The following is a 19407-nucleotide window of genomic DNA, read 5'->3' as shown; positions in this document are numbered from 1 at the left end:
AGAATGGCATAACCATTCTTGCGGCCTTATGATCTGCTTTAAAGATGAATAAGAGTCAAACGTACAACAGCACGCTTTCCTATATCCCAACATACAGCATTCTACTTTCCACCATCCGCCTGAGGCGGATGGTCCCCCTCTCTCTCCAGAGAGGAAAACGTGCTGCATGCTTTCCTTTGCTACATAGACAGATTAGAGGTATGCGGTTGGTGGGAGGATGCGGCTTAACAGTTATGCATAATAAAAAACCTTCAGAACTTTTTGTTCTGAAGGTTTTTGTTGTGGCGGAGTGGAAGGGATTCGAACCCTTGCGCGGGTATAAGCCCACCTAACGATTTAGCAAACCGTCCTCTTCGGCCTCTTGAGTACCACTCCACAAATTAGCTGACTATGACAGAATACTATATATTCTTCCATATGTCAAGTAATTTTTAATCAGAGGGTCTCAAAAAATTTTCTTTACGCTTCCTGTTGTTTGCCAGATGGGGTTTCTGTTTTCTTCAACCGGGCAAAAGGTATAAAGATGGAAAGGAGACCAAACAGGCCGAGAAGCCAGCAGTACCACATATGAGGAATAATCTCTATGGAACTGAGCGTAGCCCCATTCTGGGATGCCAGGGCTGAGGCGGTAAGGAGCTGGGCGCCGTAGGGAATAATTCCCTGAAATACACAGGAAAAGATATCCAGCAAGGATGCAGAAATGCGGGAATCCACATGATATTCATCGGCAATATTTTTGGCCACGCCGCCGGTGATGATAATGGCTACGGTATTATTGGCTGTAGCACAATCCACAATGGATACCAGGGCCGCAATACAGAGCTGTGCCGACCGGCTGCCACGAATCATATGGTTAAATTTATTTATCAGCCAGTCGATGCCCCCGTAAAAGGAAATCAATTCAGAAATACCTCCACAGAACAGTGCCAGGAAAAAGGCTTCATTCATGGAAGTAAATCCTTCCCATATATTCTGAGCAAATGAAATAACCGTCATCTCGGAACTGGCAATTCCTATAAACCCGGCCAGAAAGATTCCTGAAGTGAGCACCAGAAATACATTGGCTCCCAGGAGTGCCAGTCCAAAGACCGTTACATAGGGAATAACCGCAAGAAGGTTATAATTAAGATTCTGAATATCCGGTACGGAATCCGGACGGCCGGTGAAAAGGAATATTCCTATGGTGATAAGGGCTGCAGGAAGAGCAATTCTGAAGTTGACCCTGAATTTATCCTTAAGTTCACAGCCCTGTGTACGTGTGGCGGCAATGGTAGTATCGGATATCATAGACAGATTATCGCCAAACATAGCCCCACCTACGCAGGCCGCCACCATGAGCGGTTCTGATATTCCACTTTTTACTGCTACTCCGGCTGCAATAGGAACAATGGACGCCACGGTCCCCATAGAAGTGCCGGTAGCTGTTCCCATAAGGGCCGATATAATAAACATGCCCACCGTCAGGAACTGCACTGGTATCAGGCTGATTCCCAGGTTAACTACAGAGTCCCGGCCACCCATTGCGGCCGCTACGGCAGAAAATGCGCCAGCCAGGATATAAATCATAAGCATGGTCATGACATTTTCATTACCTGCCCCACGAGCAAAAATCCCAAACTTAAAAGTGAGATTTTCATCCCCCATGCAAAAAGCAGCTATGACCGCAAGAAACATGGCCGTTACGGATGGAAATTGGTAAAACGCCATCTCCACGCCCATGTGCTGAAAGTAAATACCAGCGCCCAGGTAAATGACAATGAATATGATAAAGGGAAGTAATGCCAGTCCCCCTTTGTCTCTCTGTTTATAAATCATAGGTTTCCTCATTTCATCTGTTTTATTATATTTTTTAATTATATCACAGACAACCGCCCTTCTTCTTGTAAACACAAAAAACTTCCATGCACAAAAACATGGAAGTTTTTTCTGTATAGATATTTCGTTTTTATTTGCGTCCACCGAGATAGGCTGCCATGACATTTGGATCACTTGCGATTTCCGCTGCCGGTCCCTGCATGACGATTTTACCGGTTTCCATTACATAGGCATAATCGGCAATGCGAAGTGCCTTTCTTGCATTCTGTTCTACCAGGAATACGGTAGTTCCTGCTTTATTGATTTCCTCAATAACATCAAATATTTCCTGAATAAACAGTGGAGCCAGCCCCATGGATGGTTCATCGAGAAGAAGCATTTCCGGTCTGGCCATCATGGCACGGCCAATGGCCAGCATCTGCTGTTCACCGCCTGAAAGTGTGCCGCCATACTGATTCTGGCGTTCTTTCAGTCTTGGAAAACGTTCAAATATATGCTTCATGTCCTTGGCCATTTCTGCCTTGTCCCTGCGCTGATAAGCTCCCATCTGCAGATTTTCCAGAACGGTCATGTTCTGAAGAATCTGACGGCCTTCCGGTACCAGTACCATACCATGGGAAACAATTTCGTTTGGATACATTCCCACGATGGATTTTCCCTTGAAGAGTACATCGCCTTCTTTCGGTTTCATGAGCCCCATAATGGTTCTCATGGTTGTGGATTTACCTGCACCGTTGGCACCAATCAATGTGACTATCTTTCCCTCGGGAACAGAAAGACTGATTCCTTTCAATGCATTGATATTGCCGTAGCTTGCCACTACATTTTTCAATTCAAGTAATGCCATTAGTCTTCCTCCTTTCCGAGATATGCTTCAATTACTGCAGGATTCGACTGAATTTCTGCCGGAACACCTTCTGCCAGTTTCTTACCGAAATTGACTACGATCAGGTGATCGCACAGACTCATAACCAGGTTCATATCGTGTTCAATGAGAATTATGCTGATATTATATTTTTCCCGAATATCACGGATTAACCGGGTCAGGGCTGCTGTTTCGCTGTCATTCATCCCCGCTGCCGGTTCATCCAGAAGAATCAGCTTTGGTTCTGAAGCCATAGCTCTGGCAATTTCCAGCTTTCTCTGCTTACCATAAGGAAGTTCCGTAGCCGGTTTATCCGCATCTTCTGCAAGCCCTACAAACCGGAGAAGGTCCATAGCCTTTTCTCTGGCTTCCCTTTCCTCTTTTCTCTGCGCTCCGGTGTGGAACACGCTGGAAAGGAGGCCTGACTTCATCTTATCATTATGCCCAACCAGTACGTTTTCAAGAGCTGTCATCCCGGAAAACAGTCGAATATTCTGGAATGTTCTGGCAATACCACTCTGTACAATCTGGTAGGTTTTCTTGCCTTTCAGGGAGCTCCCATTAAACACAATATCCCCGGAAGTTACCTGGTAAACGCCTGTAATCAGGTTGAATATAGTAGTCTTCCCTGCACCATTTGGTCCGATGATGCCGAAAATTTCCCCCTCTTCGACCTGAAAAGACATATGAGACAGCGCGGTAATACCGCCAAACTGCTTTACCGCATCTTTCATTTCAAGCAGCATCATCTGCCTCCCTTCTCCGCAGCTGCGGACTTACGATGAAAACGTCTTGCCAGATTCTTAACTGTCTGCACAGTGAGTATGCCATCGGGACGGAAGTCCATAAGAACTACCAGCATAACGCCATAAATAATATCTCTGTATTCTGCCAGAGCACGAAGTGATTCCGGAACGATGGTAAGGATAGATGCCCCCAGCACAGATCCCCACAGAACATTGCTTCCGCCAAACACGGTGTAAAGCAGTGCATCAACGACCTTGTGCCATGTAAAGTCGGTTGGACTGATGAAGAATGTGGCATGAGCATAAAGGGCGCCGGCCACTCCGGCAAAAAAGGCACTGAACAGGAAAGCCATCATCTTGTAGTACACTACATGAATTCCTGAAAGGGAAGCCGCATATTCATCCGCCTTAATCGCCTTAAATGCACGGCCAATTCTTGAGTGTTCCAGTGCATTCCAGAAGCATACGATGACAGCGGTAAGAATAATCAGAACAATACACATAAGCAGAGATCCCATAGTTTGTGAATCCATGGATAATGCATCGGTGATTCCCATGTTGCCTGCCAGATCAGAAAGGCTGTTGGCCATGGAAGGAATTCCGGAGAATCCCAGTGCCCCGTGGGTAATATCAAGATTCAAGGCAATAACTCTTACTACTTCCCCAAACCCCAGGGTGGCTATGGCCAGATACAGACCGCGCAGGCGGGTTGTAGGAAGACCAATGATAAGCCCTACGATCATAGCTACCACGCCGCCAGCCAGAATACCCAACGGCATCGGCAGATTATACTGTACCGTAAGGATTGCAGAAGTGTAGGCACCAAGGCTCATGAACCCTGCATTGCCCAGAGACAGCAATCCTGTACACAATGTCATATATATAGTCATTGCAAGAATAATATTAATGCAGACAAATATTACTACCTGCAGGACATACCCGTTTAAAATATCTTCCATTATGGTCTTCCTCCCTTTCCAGCCTTTGCAAACAGCCCCTGTGGACGAATAAAGAGAATCAGGATGATCAGGCCAAACGCTACCGCATCACGGAATGAGGATGCTCCATAGGCCACACTGAATACTTCGGCTACACCAAGAATAAAGCCACCGGCCATAGCGCCGCCTACATTACCCAGGCCGCCCATAATAAGAACTGCCAGCCCCTTAAATCCCATAGATGTACCCATGGTTGGTTCAATGGCGTTGAATGACAGGGCAATCAGCACCCCGGCTGCTGCACCCAGTGCAGACGCCAGCATAACGGTAAAAGTGATGATACGACGTGTATGAATCCCCAGCAGACTTGCTGTTTCAATATTTTCCGCCGTTGCACGCACTGCCTTACCAATTCGTGTCTTATTCAACAACAGAGTCAGCAGCACCATCAGAACGACAGCTGTCCCCATGCTGATAATCTGAATCTCTGAAATCTTGAACAGACCAAAATCCATCAGCTGATTGTAATCTGTTGGAAATGCACGGGTCTGTGGTCCAAAGACCAGAAGTGCCGCACTTTCCAGAAAAATGGATACGCCGATAGTGCTGATCAATGGTGCCAGGTGGGTAACCTTCTTCCCACGCAGTGGCCGCAGAGCCAGAACTTCAAGCAGATACCCCAGAATGGCTCCGCCGACCATAGCACCAATAAGGGCGGGGAACAATCCCCAGCCTGCCACGGTAACCAGCAGTAAACCAATATAGGCTCCCATCATAATAATTCCGCCATGTGCCATATTTACAATATTAAGCACTCCGAATACCAATGTATATCCGATGGCAATGACGGCATATACACTTCCGAGAGTCAAACCGTTAACTAACTGTTGAAAAAACACGATTCATGCTCCTTTCCTTTTACGAAGACCTTTAGCCGTCTCAATTACACACTTCCGTCGTATGCTTACGAAAGAACCGTCTGAAAGCGAGAAATAAAAACGCCCCTGTGCAGCTTTTATATCACTGCACAGGGGCGAGAATTCGCGGTACCACCCTGTTTTATCACTTATTCAGTATACGATAATTCAATTACAGATTCCCTGTAACCACAGGTGAGAAGAATTAAAAGTTATGCCGTTTTCCACCAGCCAACGGCTCTCTGTAAATAATCTGTTTAACCCGTTTTATCCTGTTTATATCATATATCCAATAACGCCGGATGCGCCTGAGACTTATCCTCTCAGTGACTCCCGGGTGATAAAAACCTGCGGATTTACTGATTCCCACCTTATATCAGCTCTCTGCAAAATCACATCAGATTTCTGCCCCGTTCTCAGTCTTTCTCTCTTTCGGTTATTGATATTATATTGCATTTTTTGTATTTGTCAATGTTTCTATGTGAGCCTTTTCTAATTCTTTATATTTATTATTTATCGCTCTGATGAATGACCAGCTGAGGAAACGGAATATCAATGCCTGCACGGTCCAGCGCTTCCTTGACCGAAATGATGATTTCGGTTCTTGCCGTGTAATAATCTGTGGCCTTAACCTGACAGCGGGTATACACACGGATGCTGGAATCTGCCATTTCAGAAATATACACGGTCACGTTCTCTTTGTCCTGTATATACGCACTCTTCAGAATCTCTTCACGGATTAAATGCAGACAGCTCCTCAAATCCGAGTCATAACCCACATCAAAAGTCAGTTCAAGGTTCCTTAATTCATAATGAGAGTAATTCTTTATGATGCTGCTTGTCATGGTGTTGTTAGGCACCGCAATCATCTGATTTCCCAGTGTACGGATTTTGGTGTATATAATGGCAATTTCTGCCACTGTACCCTCTACCCCGTTAGACACTATGTAATCCCCTACACTGAATGGCCGGAAGATAAGAATAAATATCCCGGAAGCCACATTACTGAAGTTATCCTTTAACGCGAGGCCGATGGCCAGACCAATGCCGCCCAGAGCCGCAATCAGCGAAGACGTGGAAATTCCCACCATGCCAAATACAATGGTCATCACAAACAGAAGGCAAATAAAATAAACAATCTCCGTTATAAAACCTATGGCATTGGGGTCCACGTTGCTTCTTTTCAGTATATTTCGGGTCCAGACCTTAATTTCACGGCTGATAACATATCCAATCACCAGGACAATAATAGCCATGACAATATCGATTCCTTTGGTCTCAGCAAAATGCTGCACCTTGTCGAAAATCCGCTCAGTTATGGTCAGCTGATGAACCACTGTCTTATCTACGGTAGTCGCCGCATGAGATACATCTGAGGCTGTGGACGACACAGCGGATGCAGTCTGTGCGGCTGCATTCTGCGCACCGGTAACATCTGTTGTCATAAGTTCTCCTTATTTAACCAAATCATGCATTCATCCATCGGATATATTCCGGATCACCATGTAAATCCGGAATACAAATCATGTACAGACACATGATAACACATCCCGGCCAGTCTGCCAGTCACTTCCTGATACAGTCATATTATAAAAAAGCGTGTCCAGCCACAAGTGTACTGAACACGCTCTCTTTTATTTCATCCTTTTTTCCGCTTCACTGACAATGGCATCCACTACCATGGTGGTAGTTACTGACCCTACGCCTCCCGGCACAGGAGTAAGTGCTCCTGCCACCGTGGATACATCCGCAAAGTCCACATCGCCAACTGTCTTACCATTGACGCGGTTGATTCCTACGTCGATAACCACAGCGCCTGGTTTAACCATGGAGGAAGTAACTTTTTCAGGCCGTCCCATGGCAGCAACCAGAATATCTGCCTCACCAGCCAGGGTTTCCATATCCGCTGTATGGGAATGGCATACTGTTACTGTAGCATTCTGCGCCTCCAGCAAAAGGGAAACCGGCCGTCCTACCACCTTACTTCTTCCCAGGACCACAGCCCGCTTTCCATCCAGCGGGATATGGTAATAATCCAGAATAGCCATTACTGCCCGGGGAGTACACGGGAAATGCCCCTCTTCTCCCGCTGCCAGCCTCCCCAGATTCACTGAGGTCAATCCATCAATATCCTTATCCGGATCCATGCAGGCAATAACACGGCTGGAATCAATACCGCGTGGAAGCGGCATCATCATCAGGATGCCATGAACAGCATCATCCTCATTCAGCTGATGAATAAGGTCCTCCATATCCTGCTGTGTTACCTCTTCCCCCCGCCGGTAGATTTCGGCCTTAAATCCATAGCTGTCAGCCACTTTTTCCATAAAACGAGCATACATAAGCGACGGTTTGCTGTCTCCTGCCAGGACAATAGCCAGTCCCGGAACACAGTTCTTCTGCTTAAGTTCTGTAATTTTTCTGAGCAGCCGCTCACGCCATGCGGCGGCTACCGCCTTTCCATCCAGTATCTTCATATCAGAACAGTCCTGTAATGTTGCCGTCTTCATCCACATCAATGCGTTCTGCTGCCGGATGCTTCGGAAGGCCAGGCATGGTCATAACCTTACCGGTGAGGACTACAATGAATCCTGCCCCTGCGGAAATACGCATATCTCTTACATGAAGGGTAAATCCGGACGGTGCTCCCAGCTGTTTTGGATCATCGGTAAAGGAAGCCGGTGTTTTCGCAATGCATACCGGGAAGTTTTCCATTCCCAGTTTCTGAATTTCCTTTAATGCTTTTTCGGCAGCGGTATCATACTGAACATTAGCTGCACCATAAATATTTCTGGCAATGGTTTCAATCTTTTCCTTGATAGACAGATTCAGGTCATACAGAGGAGCATAGTGATTTTCTGATTCGGTTGCCTTCAGTACCTTGCGGGCCAGATCAATACCGCCCTTGCCGCCGTTCATAAATACATCGGAATCTGCCACAGCAACACCGGCCTTTTCGCAGGCATCATAAATAATCTGCTTTTCTTCCGCTGTATCTGTCGGGAAAAGGTTAAGTGCCACTACGATAGGTAAGCCAAATTTCTTCAGGTTGGCAATATGTCTTTCCAGATTCGGCAGGCCTCTTCTTACTGCTTCCGGATCGGATTCTTTCAGTTCTGTCTTTGCCTTGCCGCCATTCATCTTCAATGCCCGGACTGTAGCTACCAGAACGGCTGCGTCAGGATGCAAATTGGCAAATCTGCACTTAAGGTCCAGGAATTTTTCGGCTCCAAGATCTGCGCCGAATCCGGCTTCTGTTACCACATAATCAGCCAGGTGAAGTGCTGTGGTAGTCGCCAGTACGCTGTTGCAGCCATGAGCGATGTTGGCAAATGGTCCGCCATGAATAAATGCCGGAACATGTTCCAGAGTCTGTACCAGATTTGGCTTAATGGCATCCTTGAGCAGAGCGGTCATGGCACCTTCTGCATGGATATCCGATGCTGTTACCGGTTCGCCATCATAAGTATAGGCTACAATAATGCGGCCAAGCCTTTCCTTCAGATCGGTTATGCTTGTAGCCAGACAGAATATGGCCATAATTTCAGAGGCTACCGTAATATCAAAGCTGCTTTCTCTGGGAACCCCGTTAGCCTTTCCACCAAGGCCTACAACAATGTGACGAAGTGTACGGTCATTCATATCCATGACATGATTCCATACCACCTGACGCGGATCAATGTTCAGCACATTTCCCTGTTTGATATGATTATCCACCATAGCTGACAGAAGATTGTGCGCACTGGTAATCGCATGGAAATCCCCTGTAAAATGCAGGTTGATATCTTCCATTGGTACCACCTGAGAATAGCCGCCGCCGGCTGCGCCGCCCTTAATGCCCATGCATGGGCCAAGAGACGGTTCTCTGAGGCAGATCATTACTTTCTTATCCAGCTGTGCCAGTGCCTGACCTAATCCTACGGTAGTAGTTGTTTTCCCTTCACCTGCCGGGGTAGGAGAAATAGCGGTAACCAGAATCAGTTTTCCCTGCGGTCTGTTCTTAACTTCTTTTGTGAATTTAAGAGAAACCTTGGCCTTGTAATGACCATAGCATTCCAGGTCATCAGAATCGATTCCTATTTTTTCTGCAATTTCTTCAATAGGTTTAAGTTTTGCGCGATGAGCAATTTCAATGTCTGTCAGCATCCAAACATCCTCCCATTTCTCTGTAACAATACAACCTCATGCCTTTAAAGGTATGATTATATATAAACAGTATAGCAGAAATAGGACTTTCTATATATAAAGATTTACTAAATTACCATATATTCTTCCTCTGTGCAGCCAGATGCCATAGAATATTTCACATAAAAAGACCCTGCTCCGGAATATCCATATTCCGGGCAGAGCCCTTTACTTTCTCTCAGTGTCCTTTAAATGTCACAGTGACCGTTTCACCACGTTTTACTGTACTGCCAGGTCCAGGTGACTGACTGATACCAAAACCGGACCCTTCCGGCCGGAACCGCAGACCTGCCTTATTCAGCCATTCCCCGGTATCACGGATGGACCATCCGTAGAAACCTGGAAGAACGACCGTGTCTGCATTTGGTGATGGCAGCTCAGGCATTTCTCTGGCCGGTTCCGTCACAGGAACCGCATGAATTGCCTTATCCTCATAGGTAGGCACACCAAGATAGCGCATAATCTGTCCCATCGCTTCTGAGAACACAGGAGCCGCAATCTGACCACCATAATAAGTTCCCCGCGGGCTGTCCAGTACAACCAGACAGATGGCCTTCGGATCTTCTACCGGTCCGAATCCACAGAAAGAGGCGATATACTGATTCGGCAGATATCCACCGTGAACAGTATCCAGTTTCTGTGCCGTCCCTGTCTTGCCGCCCATATGATATCCGGGAACCTGCGCTTTGAGACCACCGCCTTCGGAAATTTCCTTTTCCATCATGTCCTTGACCTGGTCGGCCACTTTCTTATCCACCGGATTCGACACAATCTGTGGTTTAGCTACATAATAATCCGTTCCATCGGCATTCTTTATGGAACTGATTAAATGTGGCTTTACCATCTTGCCATCATTAGCCAGTGCGCTATAGGCCTGAACCATCTGCAGCGGGGTTACCGCGATACTCTGTCCGATAGACATAGTGGCCACATCCAGAGGGCGCATCTTCTTCGGGTTAAACAGAATACCTGCCCCTTCCCCTGGCAGCTCAATGCCTGTAGGTTTGCCAAATCCAAAGGCTTTCGCGTAGGACGTGAGCGTTTCGCCTCCTGTAAGAAGGCCAATGTGTGCAAAACCGGTATTGATGGAAAACTTAAGGATATCCACCAGCCGTACATCCCCATAGGACTGCTTATCCCAGTTTCTGACCGCATGTCCATTGGCCCAGATAGCCCCGGGATCGTGCCATACCCGGGTCGTATCATACGTACCTGCCGACAAGGCGGTAGCCGCTACAATCGGCTTAAACGTAGAACCCGGTTCATAAATGTCTACTACGGCCTTATTTCTGAACTGGGCTGGCTCTGCCTTGTTGAAATTATTCGGATCATAGGTCGGGCGGCTGGCCATAGCCAGAATCGCTCCGGTCTTAGGATCCATCACAATAATCAGTCCGCTCTGTGCCTGTGTCGTTCCCATGGCCCTATCCAGAGCACGCTCAGCGAAATACTGAATATTCTGATCAATAGTCAGATATACAGATTTCCCCTTAGGCGCCATATACGGCGCCATAGAGGAACGAAGGATAGGAACTCCACGGATATCCGTTATCAGAATCTGTTTATCCTTGCTGCCACGGATTTCCTTATCAAGGGACATTTCCAGTCCATCCAGCCCTTTATCATCCCTTCCTACAAAGCCCAGTACATTGGCCAGCATCTCATCATTGGGGTAATACCTCCGGCTTTCATCTATAAACCCGAATCCCTTCAGATGATGCTGGTCTATAAGCTGTTCTGCCGCTTTACAGTCTTCCGGATCCATAACGCGCTCAAGCCAGACAAAATGCGTATCCTTTGAGAATTTTTTTACAAGATCCGCTTCCGGAACTTTGAGGACCGGCGCAAAAAGCTTTGCTGCCTGTTTGGGAGAAATTTCCATCATTTTCGGATCTGCATACAGTGACTTCAGCTGCACGGAAAAAGCCAGTTTGTTTCCATTGCGGTCGTAAATGGTTCCTCTTGGAGAATAAAGTATCTGCGTTTCCTCAATCTGATCCTTTCCCATTTCCATATACCGATTATGACTGACTCCCTGCACGTAGGTCAGACGGAGCGCCAGAATGCCGCCTGTAATAAGAAAGACAGACATAAGGACAGACAGCCGGCTGCGGATGATTCGTTTCCCCCGGATTCTGCACCTGGCCAGCATCTTCTTATCAATGATTCTGCGCATCTCTCCTCCTTCTGTATCGGATGGCCGCATCATATAAAGTCCCTTCCTGGTTCTTCAGGTTCCCGTTCTGCACGCGGAGAAGTAAATTCTTCATTCCATCTGCCACATATGGTTTCAGTGTTTCCACTGTTTTTTGTGTATAATTCAGTTCTTTTGTTGTCACGGGCATATGTTCTGCCAGTTGAATCACATACTGTCCATAGGATTCATGTCCTGAAACATCCGCGGTGTCATACCCGCAGCCAATAATGTCCGCTTCAGACAGGTCAGTCATCTCCCGAAATGCTTCTGCCATCTCATGGGATGATGAAAACTCCTTATCCCTCGCCATCTTCCGAATCCATTTTTCGGGGTTGGCCTCCGGATTATTAGCAAAGTAATGAAAACGCATATGTTCTTTTACCAGCCACACCACATGATGGATAAACTTTTCAGGCATTTCCCAGCGCCGGAGAATCTGTTCCGCCATCTGGGCTCCCACATGATCATGCCCATGGTCCGTAATCCGGTTTCCTTCCACCCGGCGAACTCCTGGCATGCCTTTACCTACGTCATGCAAAAGGGCTGCCCACCGTATCATCAGCTGCAATGGAGCCGCATCCACTACGGCCAGCGTGTGATACCATCCATCAAACCGATGATATTCCTTCATCTGCGGAAGCCCAACCAGATGTGTTAATTCCGGAAGTATGGGAACAGGGAAATATTCACCGTTTCGTTTTACCTGACAGGACTGAGCGGCCAGCCCCGTCCGTACCAGCAAATCAAGCCCCCGGGCAGCATGCGGGGTTATCAGCAGTCTATTTACTTCATTGCGTACTCTTTCCAGAGACAGCCCTCTCACTCTGGGAAAGGCCTGCCCCATCCCATCAACCAGGGATGAATCAGCCATAAAGTCAAGCTGCCCAAGGAAACGACAGGCACGGAACAGACGAAGTGCATCCTCTGAAAACCGGTCGGCAGCCTTTCCCACCGTCTTCAATATCTTATTTTTCAGATCTCTTTCCCCATCAAAGAAATCGTACAATGTGCCACGGCAATCCATAGCCATAGCATTTACGGTGAAATCCCGGCGCTGCAAATCCTCCTTCAGCGAGTCAGCATGTTCTACACAGGCCGGACGATGGCTATCCTTTCCATAGGTTTCTGTCCGGAAAGTGGCCACCTCATAGACTGTGCCCTGCACCTTAATGAGCATGACCCCAAAGCTTTCTCCTACATTGCCAATGACCTTCCAGCCGGCTTTTCCGGCCACTGCACGAATATCATCCGGTCTGGCCTTTGTTGTGATATCCCAGTCGTGGGGAATCCGGCTCAGCAGCAGATCGCGTACACAGCCTCCGACAATATAAGTCGGATATCCTGCTTTCTCCATGGTTCTCATGATTTCCATGGCACCGGAATCAATTACCCCTGGCAAACAGGGTTTCTGCAGGTTATCCGCCTTATTCTCTCTCATGCTTTGTTCCATATCCCGGGTATCCTCTTTTCTCATCCCACTCGAGTCTAAAAATAAATCCATCCCTATGATAAATCATAGAGGGCAACTCATGCAATCAGTGACTACTTTATCCCGTTTTACGGGAGGTGATTTCCGCGAACAAAAAAACTGTGCCAATTATGATAATTGACACAGTTTCTCTTTTCTGTCAGAAAGAATCAGTCTCTGTACTGTTCCGGCAGTTCTGTAGCTCTCGCAACACCGCTTTCAATAGCTGCCTTAGCTACGGCCTTAGCTACCGCCTTTGGAACGCGCGGGTCGAAGACGTCTACTACTACGTGATCCGGATCGGCATCGCCTGCCAGTGCGAAGTCAGCCAGTGCATAAGCTGCAGCCAGCTTCATTTCTTCGTTAATCTGGCGTGCACGTACATCCAGTGCACCGCGGAAAAGTCCTGGGAATACGGAGGAATTATTTACCTGGTTCGGCATATCGCTACGGCCGGATCCGTAAATAAATACACCCTTTTCCTTTGCTTCTTCATACATGATTTCCGGAACCGGGTTAGCCATAGCAAATACAATGCTCTTGTCTGCCATTTCTTTGATAGCATCATTATTAAATACGCCAGGAGCAGAGCAGCCAATCAGCACATCCGCGCCCTTAACAGCTTCTGCAAAGGTTCCCTGTCTGTTTTCCGGATTAACCTTCTTAATCAGTTCCAGCTGTACACGGTCACGCTTACCATTATCGTAAAGAATGCCGCGGGAATTCAGGATGGTCATCTTAGCCGGGTCAGCACCTGCTTCGAGAATCAGGCGGGCAATAGCGGTTCCTGCTGCACCAGCACCATTCATAACGATCTTAACATCTTCAATCTTCTTGCCTGCTACCTTCAGTGCGCCAAGCAATGCAGCCAGAGCCGCAATGGCTGTACCATGCTGATCATCATGGAATACCGGAATATTCATGGTGCGCTTAAGTTCATCTTCAATGTCATAGCACTTCGGGGAAGAGATGTCTTCCAGATTGATTCCTGCAAAGGATTTTTCCAGAAGCTGTACGGTGTGGATGAATTCATCCTTGTCTTTGGTATTGATTACGATCGGGATGGCATCAATATTGCCAAATCTCTTGTACAGTGCGGACTTGCCTTCCATAACCGGCATAGCGGCTGCAGCGCCGATATCGCCAAGTCCAAGGACACGTGTCCCATCAGAAATAACAGCTACTACATTACCTCTCCAGGTAAGGGTAAGGGACAGATCTTCATCCTTCTTGATTTCCAGACATGGTGCGGAAACACCTGGTGTATACACGGTAGCCAGATCATGGGCATTTTCCATATTGGCATTCAAGGCGGTTTTGATAACCTGATGTTTTGCATGTCTCAGTTCAAGGGCTTCTTTTTTAAGCTGGTCGGTATTCATATTTTCCTCCTAAAAAACAAAAATTACTCTTCTAACTCCGGCAGATTTCTGCCATGAAATATTTCATTCATTTCCTGCTTCAGCAGACGATAGACGGTTTTCTTTTCTTTATCATCCATTTCTTCTGCCGTCCTTCCAAAAAGATATTCATTGAGATTCGTCTGATTCTCTTTGAGCATCATTTTGGTATGGAAAATATTTTCCTGGTATACATTCACATCAATCATGTCATATCGATTCTTAATCGATGCATCAATATAGTTCTGAATGGAACTGATTTTGTGATCGATGAAAATCTTTTTCCCGGAAATATCCCGTGTAAATCCACGAACCCGATAATCAAGAATCACGATTTCGGCCTTAAAATCATCAAGAAGATAGTTCAGTGCGTTTAACGGAGAAATTTCTCCACAGGTAGAAACATCGATATCGGCTCTGAATGTACAGATACCATCCTGCGGATGCATTTCAGGATAGGTGTGCACCGTAATATGGCTTTTATCCATATGGGCAACCACATCCTGCCGTTCATTATGCTGAAGTTCTTCTTCTGCAATAAGAATGGTGACACTGGCTCCCTGCGGCTCGTAGTCCTGCTGGGCAATATTCAGTATCTTTGCACCAATCATAGAGGCTACGTTCTGCAGTATCTTGGTAAGGTTGGCAGCACTGTATTTTTCATCAATATAGGCCAGATACCTTTTCCTTTCCTCTTCTGTCGCCGCATAGCAGATATCATACATATTGAAACTTAAGGTCTTCGTCAGGTTGTTAAATCCATAAAGCTTTAATTTATTGTTATTCATTTACTGGCTTTTGTCCTCGCACTACAATTGATTCCAGTCTTTAATTATAGTGTAAGAATGAAATCTAATCAAACCGTAACGATGCAAGTTTACTTACGAGTGCCCGCAGTGCTTTGCCTCTGTGGCTGATTTTGTTCTTTTCCTCCATTGTCAGTTCGGCCATGGTTTTGCCAAGTGACGGAATATAAAACAGCGGATCATAGCCAAATCCATTATTTCCTTTATAGAAGTCACGGATGATGCCTTCGCAGCGGCCTTCTACCGTAATATTTCTGCCATCAGGCCAGGCGAGTGCAATCGCACATGCATAATGTCCCTTTCGATCCTCTCCGGTAAATCCCCGAAGTTCCTCGATAAGTTTACGATTATTCGCTTCGTCATTCCCATGCTGTCCGGCAAATCTTGCCGAATAAATTCCCGGTCTATCGCCCAGAGCATGAGCAATAATACCAGAATCATCCGATAACACGGGCATATGTATCTTCCCCGCATAGTAACGGGCCTTCTGCAATGCATTTTCCTCAAATGTATGTCCTGTTTCTTCAGGTTCAGGAATATCTGCGATTTCAGAAATCGGAACTGCTTCTACTCCCATGTCAGAAAATATCTTTCTGAATTCTCTGATTTTCCCCTGATTATGCGTTGCCAGAACAATCTTCATACCATCCCTCCCTTCTTCAAAGTTAACTAGATTATATACCAAGTCAGAAGAGATTGCACTATTATTTTTTATTTACGCCAACAAATGTACACTTTTTGAACAATTTCATTCATTAATTTTAAGGAAGGCTTTATGATAACTGCTTAAAATCCCGGCAGCAAAAGGTACAAGTTTATCCGTTATCCGCCGTTTTTCTCCACGGAAGCAAAAAAAAGAGAGCACACAGAGTGTACTCTCTTTCCAACCAGAACCAACGATTAACGCTTGGAGAACTGGCTTGCCTTTCTTGCCTTCTTGAGACCGTACTTCTTACGTTCAACCATACGTGGGTCGCGGGTAAGAAGACCAGCGCTCTTCAGAACCTTTCTGTAGTCGCCATCCACTTCGAGGAGTGCGCGGCTGATGCCGTGACGGATAGCGCCTGCCTGACCTGTACGGCCGCCGCCCTTAACGTTAGCAATAACGTCATAAGCATTGGTTGTGCCAGTCAGTTCGAGAGGCTGCTTAATAATCAATTCCAGGGTCTTCAGATCAAAGTAATCTTTCAGTTCACGACCATTGATTACGATATTTCCCTGTCCCGGTACCAGACGGACTCTGGCTACGGATGTTTTTCTGCGGCCTGTGCCGTAGTATGTTGCTTCTGCCATCTTATTATTCCTTCCCTTCTGGTATCAGCTATTAGCGAATATCAAACTTAATTTCTTCCGGCTGCTGAGCTGCATGCGGATGTTCAGCGCCTGCATATACGTGAAGCTTGCGGAACATCTGGTCACCCAGCTTGTTCTTCGGAAGCATGCCGCGGATTGCATGTTCTACAACCCAAACCGGCTTCTGCTGAAGAGCATCTCCAGCCTTCATGTATCTGTCTCCACCAACATATCCAGTATAGTGGAAGTATACCTTGGTCTGTTCCTTCTTGCCTGTCAGAACTACCTTGTCAGCGTTGATAACGATGACATAATCACCGGTGTCAACGTGTGGTGTAAATGTTACTTTATTCTTTCCCCGAAGGATTTCTGCAACTCCTGCAGCCAGACGGCCAAGCGTCTTACCTTCAGCATCAACGACATACCATTTTCTGGTAATGTTGCCAGAATTGGCCATAAATGTGGTTCTCATTCTTGAATCCTCCTGTTTTATACTGACCGCAAGATTATCCTTCCTCCGGGGCTAGTGGTTTCCGGATAAATCTCACAAGGAGTATTATATTAAGATTTCGTGCAAAAGTCAAGCGCCGGAAATCTTTTTTATGTCCTCCCAATGCAGTCGTTATCTGTCTTGTTCCAGTTAAAAGGAGAATCGGATTTCCGACTCTCCTTTTTCCGGTTAATGTTCTTCCGGTTCGCTGTGTTCAACCGTTTCAGCCGGAGTTTCCTGAACTGTAGTTTCAGGTTCCGGTGCATTCAGCTGATGATATGCAAACAGATTCATAATCTGTTCATGATTAATGGTTTCCACTTCCATGAGGGCCTTAGCCATGGCATGAAGGACTTCAATGTTTTCCTGAAGGATTCTCAATGTATCCTTATATGCCTCATCCAGATATTTATGAATTTCTTCATCAATAATGGTAGCTACCGTTTCCCCATAATTTCTTTCTGATCCCAGTTGCTTGCCAAGGAATATCTGTTCCTGATGTTCACCAAAGACCATCGGTCCCAGACGGTCACTCATCCCCCATTCCATAACCATCTTACGGAGAATGTTGGTTACCTGCTGCAGATCATTGGAAGCCCCGCTGGAAATTTCATTGAATATAATCTTTTCAGCACAACGGCCGCCCAATGCTACACGAACCTGAGCAAGAAGCTGTGCCTTGGTGATGAAATTAATTTCTTCCCGCGGCAGCATCATGGTATACCCGCCGGCCTGTCCTCTTGGAATGATGGTTACCTTGTGTACATCATCTGCATCCTTGAGAACCGTAGCCATAATGGCATGTCCTGATTCATGATAAGCGGTAAGCTTCTTTTCCTGCTCGCTTACCTTATGGCTCTTGCGTTCCGGACCATAAGCCACCTTTTCACTGGCTTCTTCCAGATCGGCCATGGTAATGACTCTTCTGTTGGCACGTGCCGCCAGTAAAGCTGCTTCATTCAGCAGGTTTGCCAGATCAGCCCCGGTAAACCCAGGCACCTTCTTGGCAATGGTTTTGAAGTTAACGTTCGGATCTATCGGTTTATTTCTTGCATGTACCCTGAGGATGGCTTCACGGCCAGCCAGATCAGGTCTGCCTACAACTACACGACGGTCAAAACGTCCTGGGCGGAGCAATGCCGGATCGAGAATATCCGGTCGGTTGGTTGCCGCCAGGGTAATGATTCCTTCATTGGCACTGAATCCATCCATTTCTACCAGCAGCTGATTCAATGTCTGTTCACGTTCATCATGGCCTCCGCCAAGACCGGATCCACGCTGACGGCCTACCGCATCAATTTCATCGATAAACACAATACATGGAGCGTTCTTCTTAGCCTGCGCAAACAGGTCTCTTACACGAGATGCCCCTACGCCGACAAACATTTCCACAAAATCAGAACCGGAAATGGAGAAGAATGGTACTCTGGCTTCCCCGGCAACGGCCTTGGCAAGCAGGGTCTTACCTGTACCTGGCGGCCCTACCAGCAGGATACCCTTCGGTATCTTAGCTCCCAGAGCAGTATACCGGCTCGGATTTTTAAGGAAGTCCACCACTTCTGTCAGTTCTTCCTTAGCTTCATCTTCTCCGGCTACATCCTTAAAAGAAACATTGACATGGCCCTCCCCGGTCATCTTGGCACGGGATTTGCCAAAGTTCATAACTCTTCCGCCGCCTCCCTGTGTCTGGTTCATGATCCAGAACCATACACCAACGAGGATGATGATTGGAAGCACAGAAGAAAGCAGACCCATCCACCAGGACGGCTGTTCCGGCGGTCTTACTGTAACAGACACATTGTTGTCTGTCATCTTGTTGATCAGCGCTTCATTGTCATTAGGAAGATAAGAAGAAAATTCCGTCCCATCTTTTAATTTGCCTGTTACTGCATTTTCAGACATAACGACAGACTGTACATTCTTATTATCTACCTGGGTAACAAAATCACTGTAAGTGATTTCAGAACGCTGCTGCTGCGGTGCCATAAAGGTATTGAACATCGATACCACTATAACAATCAGCAGGACATAAAGTGCCACGTTCTTGATAAACTTATTCAAGTTTTTCCTCCTTTTCTGTCAATAAACAGATGCTTTATGAAACCCCTCATACATACAGTACAGTTAAACAATTTTGTTTAACTGTTTGGTTTTTGAATTACTTACAGAAGTTAAAATCTATTCTATCATAGGAATATCAGTCAATCAATGGCACCATCATTCCCTGAAGCCCTGTAATGTAGGATTACAATACATGTGTTACACATTGAAAACATAAAAAGCGAGA

General features: G+C 46.5%; 16 protein-coding genes and 1 tRNA gene. All 17 read right to left on the bottom strand.

The features are described from left to right. Window positions 1-282: 282 nt before the first annotated feature. A tRNA-Ser gene (locus BLQ79_RS07645) sits at window positions 283-375 on the bottom strand. An 84-nt stretch (window positions 376-459) separates the two neighbouring features. Then, complete coding sequence (locus BLQ79_RS07640; RefSeq protein ID WP_091365463.1) at window positions 460-1815, bottom strand: Na+/H+ antiporter NhaC family protein; 1356 nt, start codon at window positions 1813-1815, stop codon at window positions 460-462. A gap of 130 nt (window positions 1816-1945) precedes the next feature. Continuing rightward, entirely contained in the window at window positions 1946-2662 is a 717-nt protein-coding gene (locus tag BLQ79_RS07635; RefSeq protein ID WP_091365461.1) for an ABC transporter ATP-binding protein, read from the bottom strand. Then, entirely contained in the window at window positions 2662-3426 is a 765-nt protein-coding gene (locus tag BLQ79_RS07630) for an ABC transporter ATP-binding protein (protein ID WP_091365459.1), read from the bottom strand. The genes BLQ79_RS07635 and BLQ79_RS07630 overlap by 1 nt, the downstream gene beginning before the upstream one ends. Continuing rightward, window positions 3426-4385, bottom strand: coding sequence for a branched-chain amino acid ABC transporter permease (locus BLQ79_RS07625; protein ID WP_091365458.1), 960 nt, complete (start codon window positions 4383-4385; stop codon window positions 3426-3428). Before BLQ79_RS07625 ends, BLQ79_RS07630 begins: the two co-directional genes overlap by 1 nt. Beyond that, window positions 4385-5263: a branched-chain amino acid ABC transporter permease gene (locus tag BLQ79_RS07620; protein ID WP_091365455.1), complete on the bottom strand. Its 879-nt coding sequence runs from the start codon at window positions 5261-5263 to the stop codon at window positions 4385-4387. Before BLQ79_RS07620 ends, BLQ79_RS07625 begins: the two co-directional genes overlap by 1 nt. Before the next feature lie 527 nt (window positions 5264-5790). Beyond that, complete coding sequence (locus tag BLQ79_RS07615) at window positions 5791-6726, bottom strand: mechanosensitive ion channel family protein (protein WP_091365454.1); 936 nt, start codon at window positions 6724-6726, stop codon at window positions 5791-5793. 189 nt (window positions 6727-6915) lie between these two features. After that, on the bottom strand, window positions 6916-7758 hold the full coding sequence (locus tag BLQ79_RS07610) for a bifunctional 5,10-methylenetetrahydrofolate dehydrogenase/5,10-methenyltetrahydrofolate cyclohydrolase (RefSeq protein WP_091365452.1): 843 nt from the start codon (window positions 7756-7758) through the stop codon (window positions 6916-6918). 1 nt (window position 7759) lies between these two features. After that, entirely contained in the window at window positions 7760-9427 is a 1668-nt protein-coding gene (locus BLQ79_RS07605; protein ID WP_091365450.1) for a formate--tetrahydrofolate ligase, read from the bottom strand. A gap of 217 nt (window positions 9428-9644) precedes the next feature. Continuing rightward, window positions 9645-11642 (bottom strand): penicillin-binding protein, encoded by a 1998-nt coding sequence (locus BLQ79_RS07600; RefSeq protein WP_234944966.1) that lies wholly within the window; start codon window positions 11640-11642, stop codon window positions 9645-9647. After that, window positions 11626-13113, bottom strand: coding sequence for a CCA tRNA nucleotidyltransferase (locus BLQ79_RS07595; RefSeq protein WP_327020077.1), 1488 nt, complete (start codon window positions 13111-13113; stop codon window positions 11626-11628). The genes BLQ79_RS07600 and BLQ79_RS07595 overlap by 17 nt, the downstream gene beginning before the upstream one ends. Before the next feature lie 188 nt (window positions 13114-13301). Next, window positions 13302-14513 carry an NAD(P)-dependent malic enzyme gene (locus BLQ79_RS07590; protein WP_091365449.1) on the bottom strand — a complete coding sequence of 404 codons (1212 nt, stop codon included), beginning with the start codon at window positions 14511-14513 and terminating at the stop codon, window positions 13302-13304. 23 nt (window positions 14514-14536) lie between these two features. After that, on the bottom strand, window positions 14537-15319 hold the full coding sequence (gene speD / locus BLQ79_RS07585; RefSeq protein ID WP_091365447.1) for an adenosylmethionine decarboxylase: 783 nt from the start codon (window positions 15317-15319) through the stop codon (window positions 14537-14539). Between the two features lie 64 nt (window positions 15320-15383). Further along, entirely contained in the window at window positions 15384-15980 is a 597-nt protein-coding gene (locus BLQ79_RS07580) for an XTP/dITP diphosphatase (protein WP_091365446.1), read from the bottom strand. 257 nt (window positions 15981-16237) lie between these two features. Further along, window positions 16238-16630, bottom strand: a complete 393-nt coding sequence (gene rpsI, locus BLQ79_RS07575) for a 30S ribosomal protein S9 (protein ID WP_091365445.1) — start codon at window positions 16628-16630, stop codon at window positions 16238-16240. A gap of 31 nt (window positions 16631-16661) precedes the next feature. Further along, window positions 16662-17102 carry a 50S ribosomal protein L13 gene (gene rplM / locus BLQ79_RS07570; RefSeq protein WP_091365443.1) on the bottom strand — a complete coding sequence of 147 codons (441 nt, stop codon included), beginning with the start codon at window positions 17100-17102 and terminating at the stop codon, window positions 16662-16664. 207 nt (window positions 17103-17309) lie between these two features. Continuing rightward, entirely contained in the window at window positions 17310-19181 is a 1872-nt protein-coding gene (ftsH, locus tag BLQ79_RS07565; RefSeq protein ID WP_091365441.1) for an ATP-dependent zinc metalloprotease FtsH, read from the bottom strand. Between the last annotated feature and the right edge of the window lie 226 nt (window positions 19182-19407).

This window comes from Dialister histaminiformans, from assembly GCF_900103425.1.
GTDB lineage: Bacteria > Bacillota > Negativicutes > Veillonellales > Dialisteraceae > Allisonella > Allisonella histaminiformans.
The sequence above is the reverse complement of the archived record's forward strand: the minus strand, read 5'-3'. Positions and strand labels throughout refer to the sequence as shown.

Excerpts from the sequence above, each read along its gene's own strand:
- BLQ79_RS07590 (WP_091365449.1), bottom strand. The coding sequence starts at position 14,513 with ATGAATACCGACCAGCTTAAAAAAGAAGCCCTTGAACTGAGACATGCA.
- BLQ79_RS07635 (WP_091365461.1), bottom strand. The coding sequence starts at position 2,662 with ATGGCATTACTTGAATTGAAAAATGTAGTGGCAAGCTACGGCAATATC.
- BLQ79_RS07640 (WP_091365463.1), bottom strand. The coding sequence starts at position 1,815 with ATGATTTATAAACAGAGAGACAAAGGGGGACTGGCATTACTTCCCTTT.
- BLQ79_RS07610 (WP_091365452.1), bottom strand. The coding sequence starts at position 7,758 with ATGAAGATACTGGATGGAAAGGCGGTAGCCGCCGCATGGCGTGAGCGG.
- BLQ79_RS07605 (WP_091365450.1), bottom strand. The coding sequence starts at position 9,427 with ATGCTGACAGACATTGAAATTGCTCATCGCGCAAAACTTAAACCTATT.
- rplM (WP_091365443.1), bottom strand. The coding sequence starts at position 17,102 with ATGAGAACCACATTTATGGCCAATTCTGGCAACATTACCAGAAAATGG.
- BLQ79_RS07625 (WP_091365458.1), bottom strand. The coding sequence starts at position 4,385 with ATGGAAGATATTTTAAACGGGTATGTCCTGCAGGTAGTAATATTTGTC.
- speD (WP_091365447.1), bottom strand. The coding sequence starts at position 15,319 with ATGAATAACAATAAATTAAAGCTTTATGGATTTAACAACCTGACGAAG.
- BLQ79_RS07580 (WP_091365446.1), bottom strand. The coding sequence starts at position 15,980 with ATGAAGATTGTTCTGGCAACGCATAATCAGGGGAAAATCAGAGAATTC.
- BLQ79_RS07615 (WP_091365454.1), bottom strand. The coding sequence starts at position 6,726 with ATGACAACAGATGTTACCGGTGCGCAGAATGCAGCCGCACAGACTGCA.
- BLQ79_RS07600 (WP_234944966.1), bottom strand. The coding sequence starts at position 11,642 with ATGCGCAGAATCATTGATAAGAAGATGCTGGCCAGGTGCAGAATCCGG.
- BLQ79_RS07595 (WP_327020077.1), bottom strand. The coding sequence starts at position 13,113 with ATGGAACAAAGCATGAGAGAGAATAAGGCGGATAACCTGCAGAAACCC.
- rpsI (WP_091365445.1), bottom strand. The coding sequence starts at position 16,630 with ATGGCAGAAGCAACATACTACGGCACAGGCCGCAGAAAAACATCCGTA.
- BLQ79_RS07630 (WP_091365459.1), bottom strand. The coding sequence starts at position 3,426 with ATGCTGCTTGAAATGAAAGATGCGGTAAAGCAGTTTGGCGGTATTACC.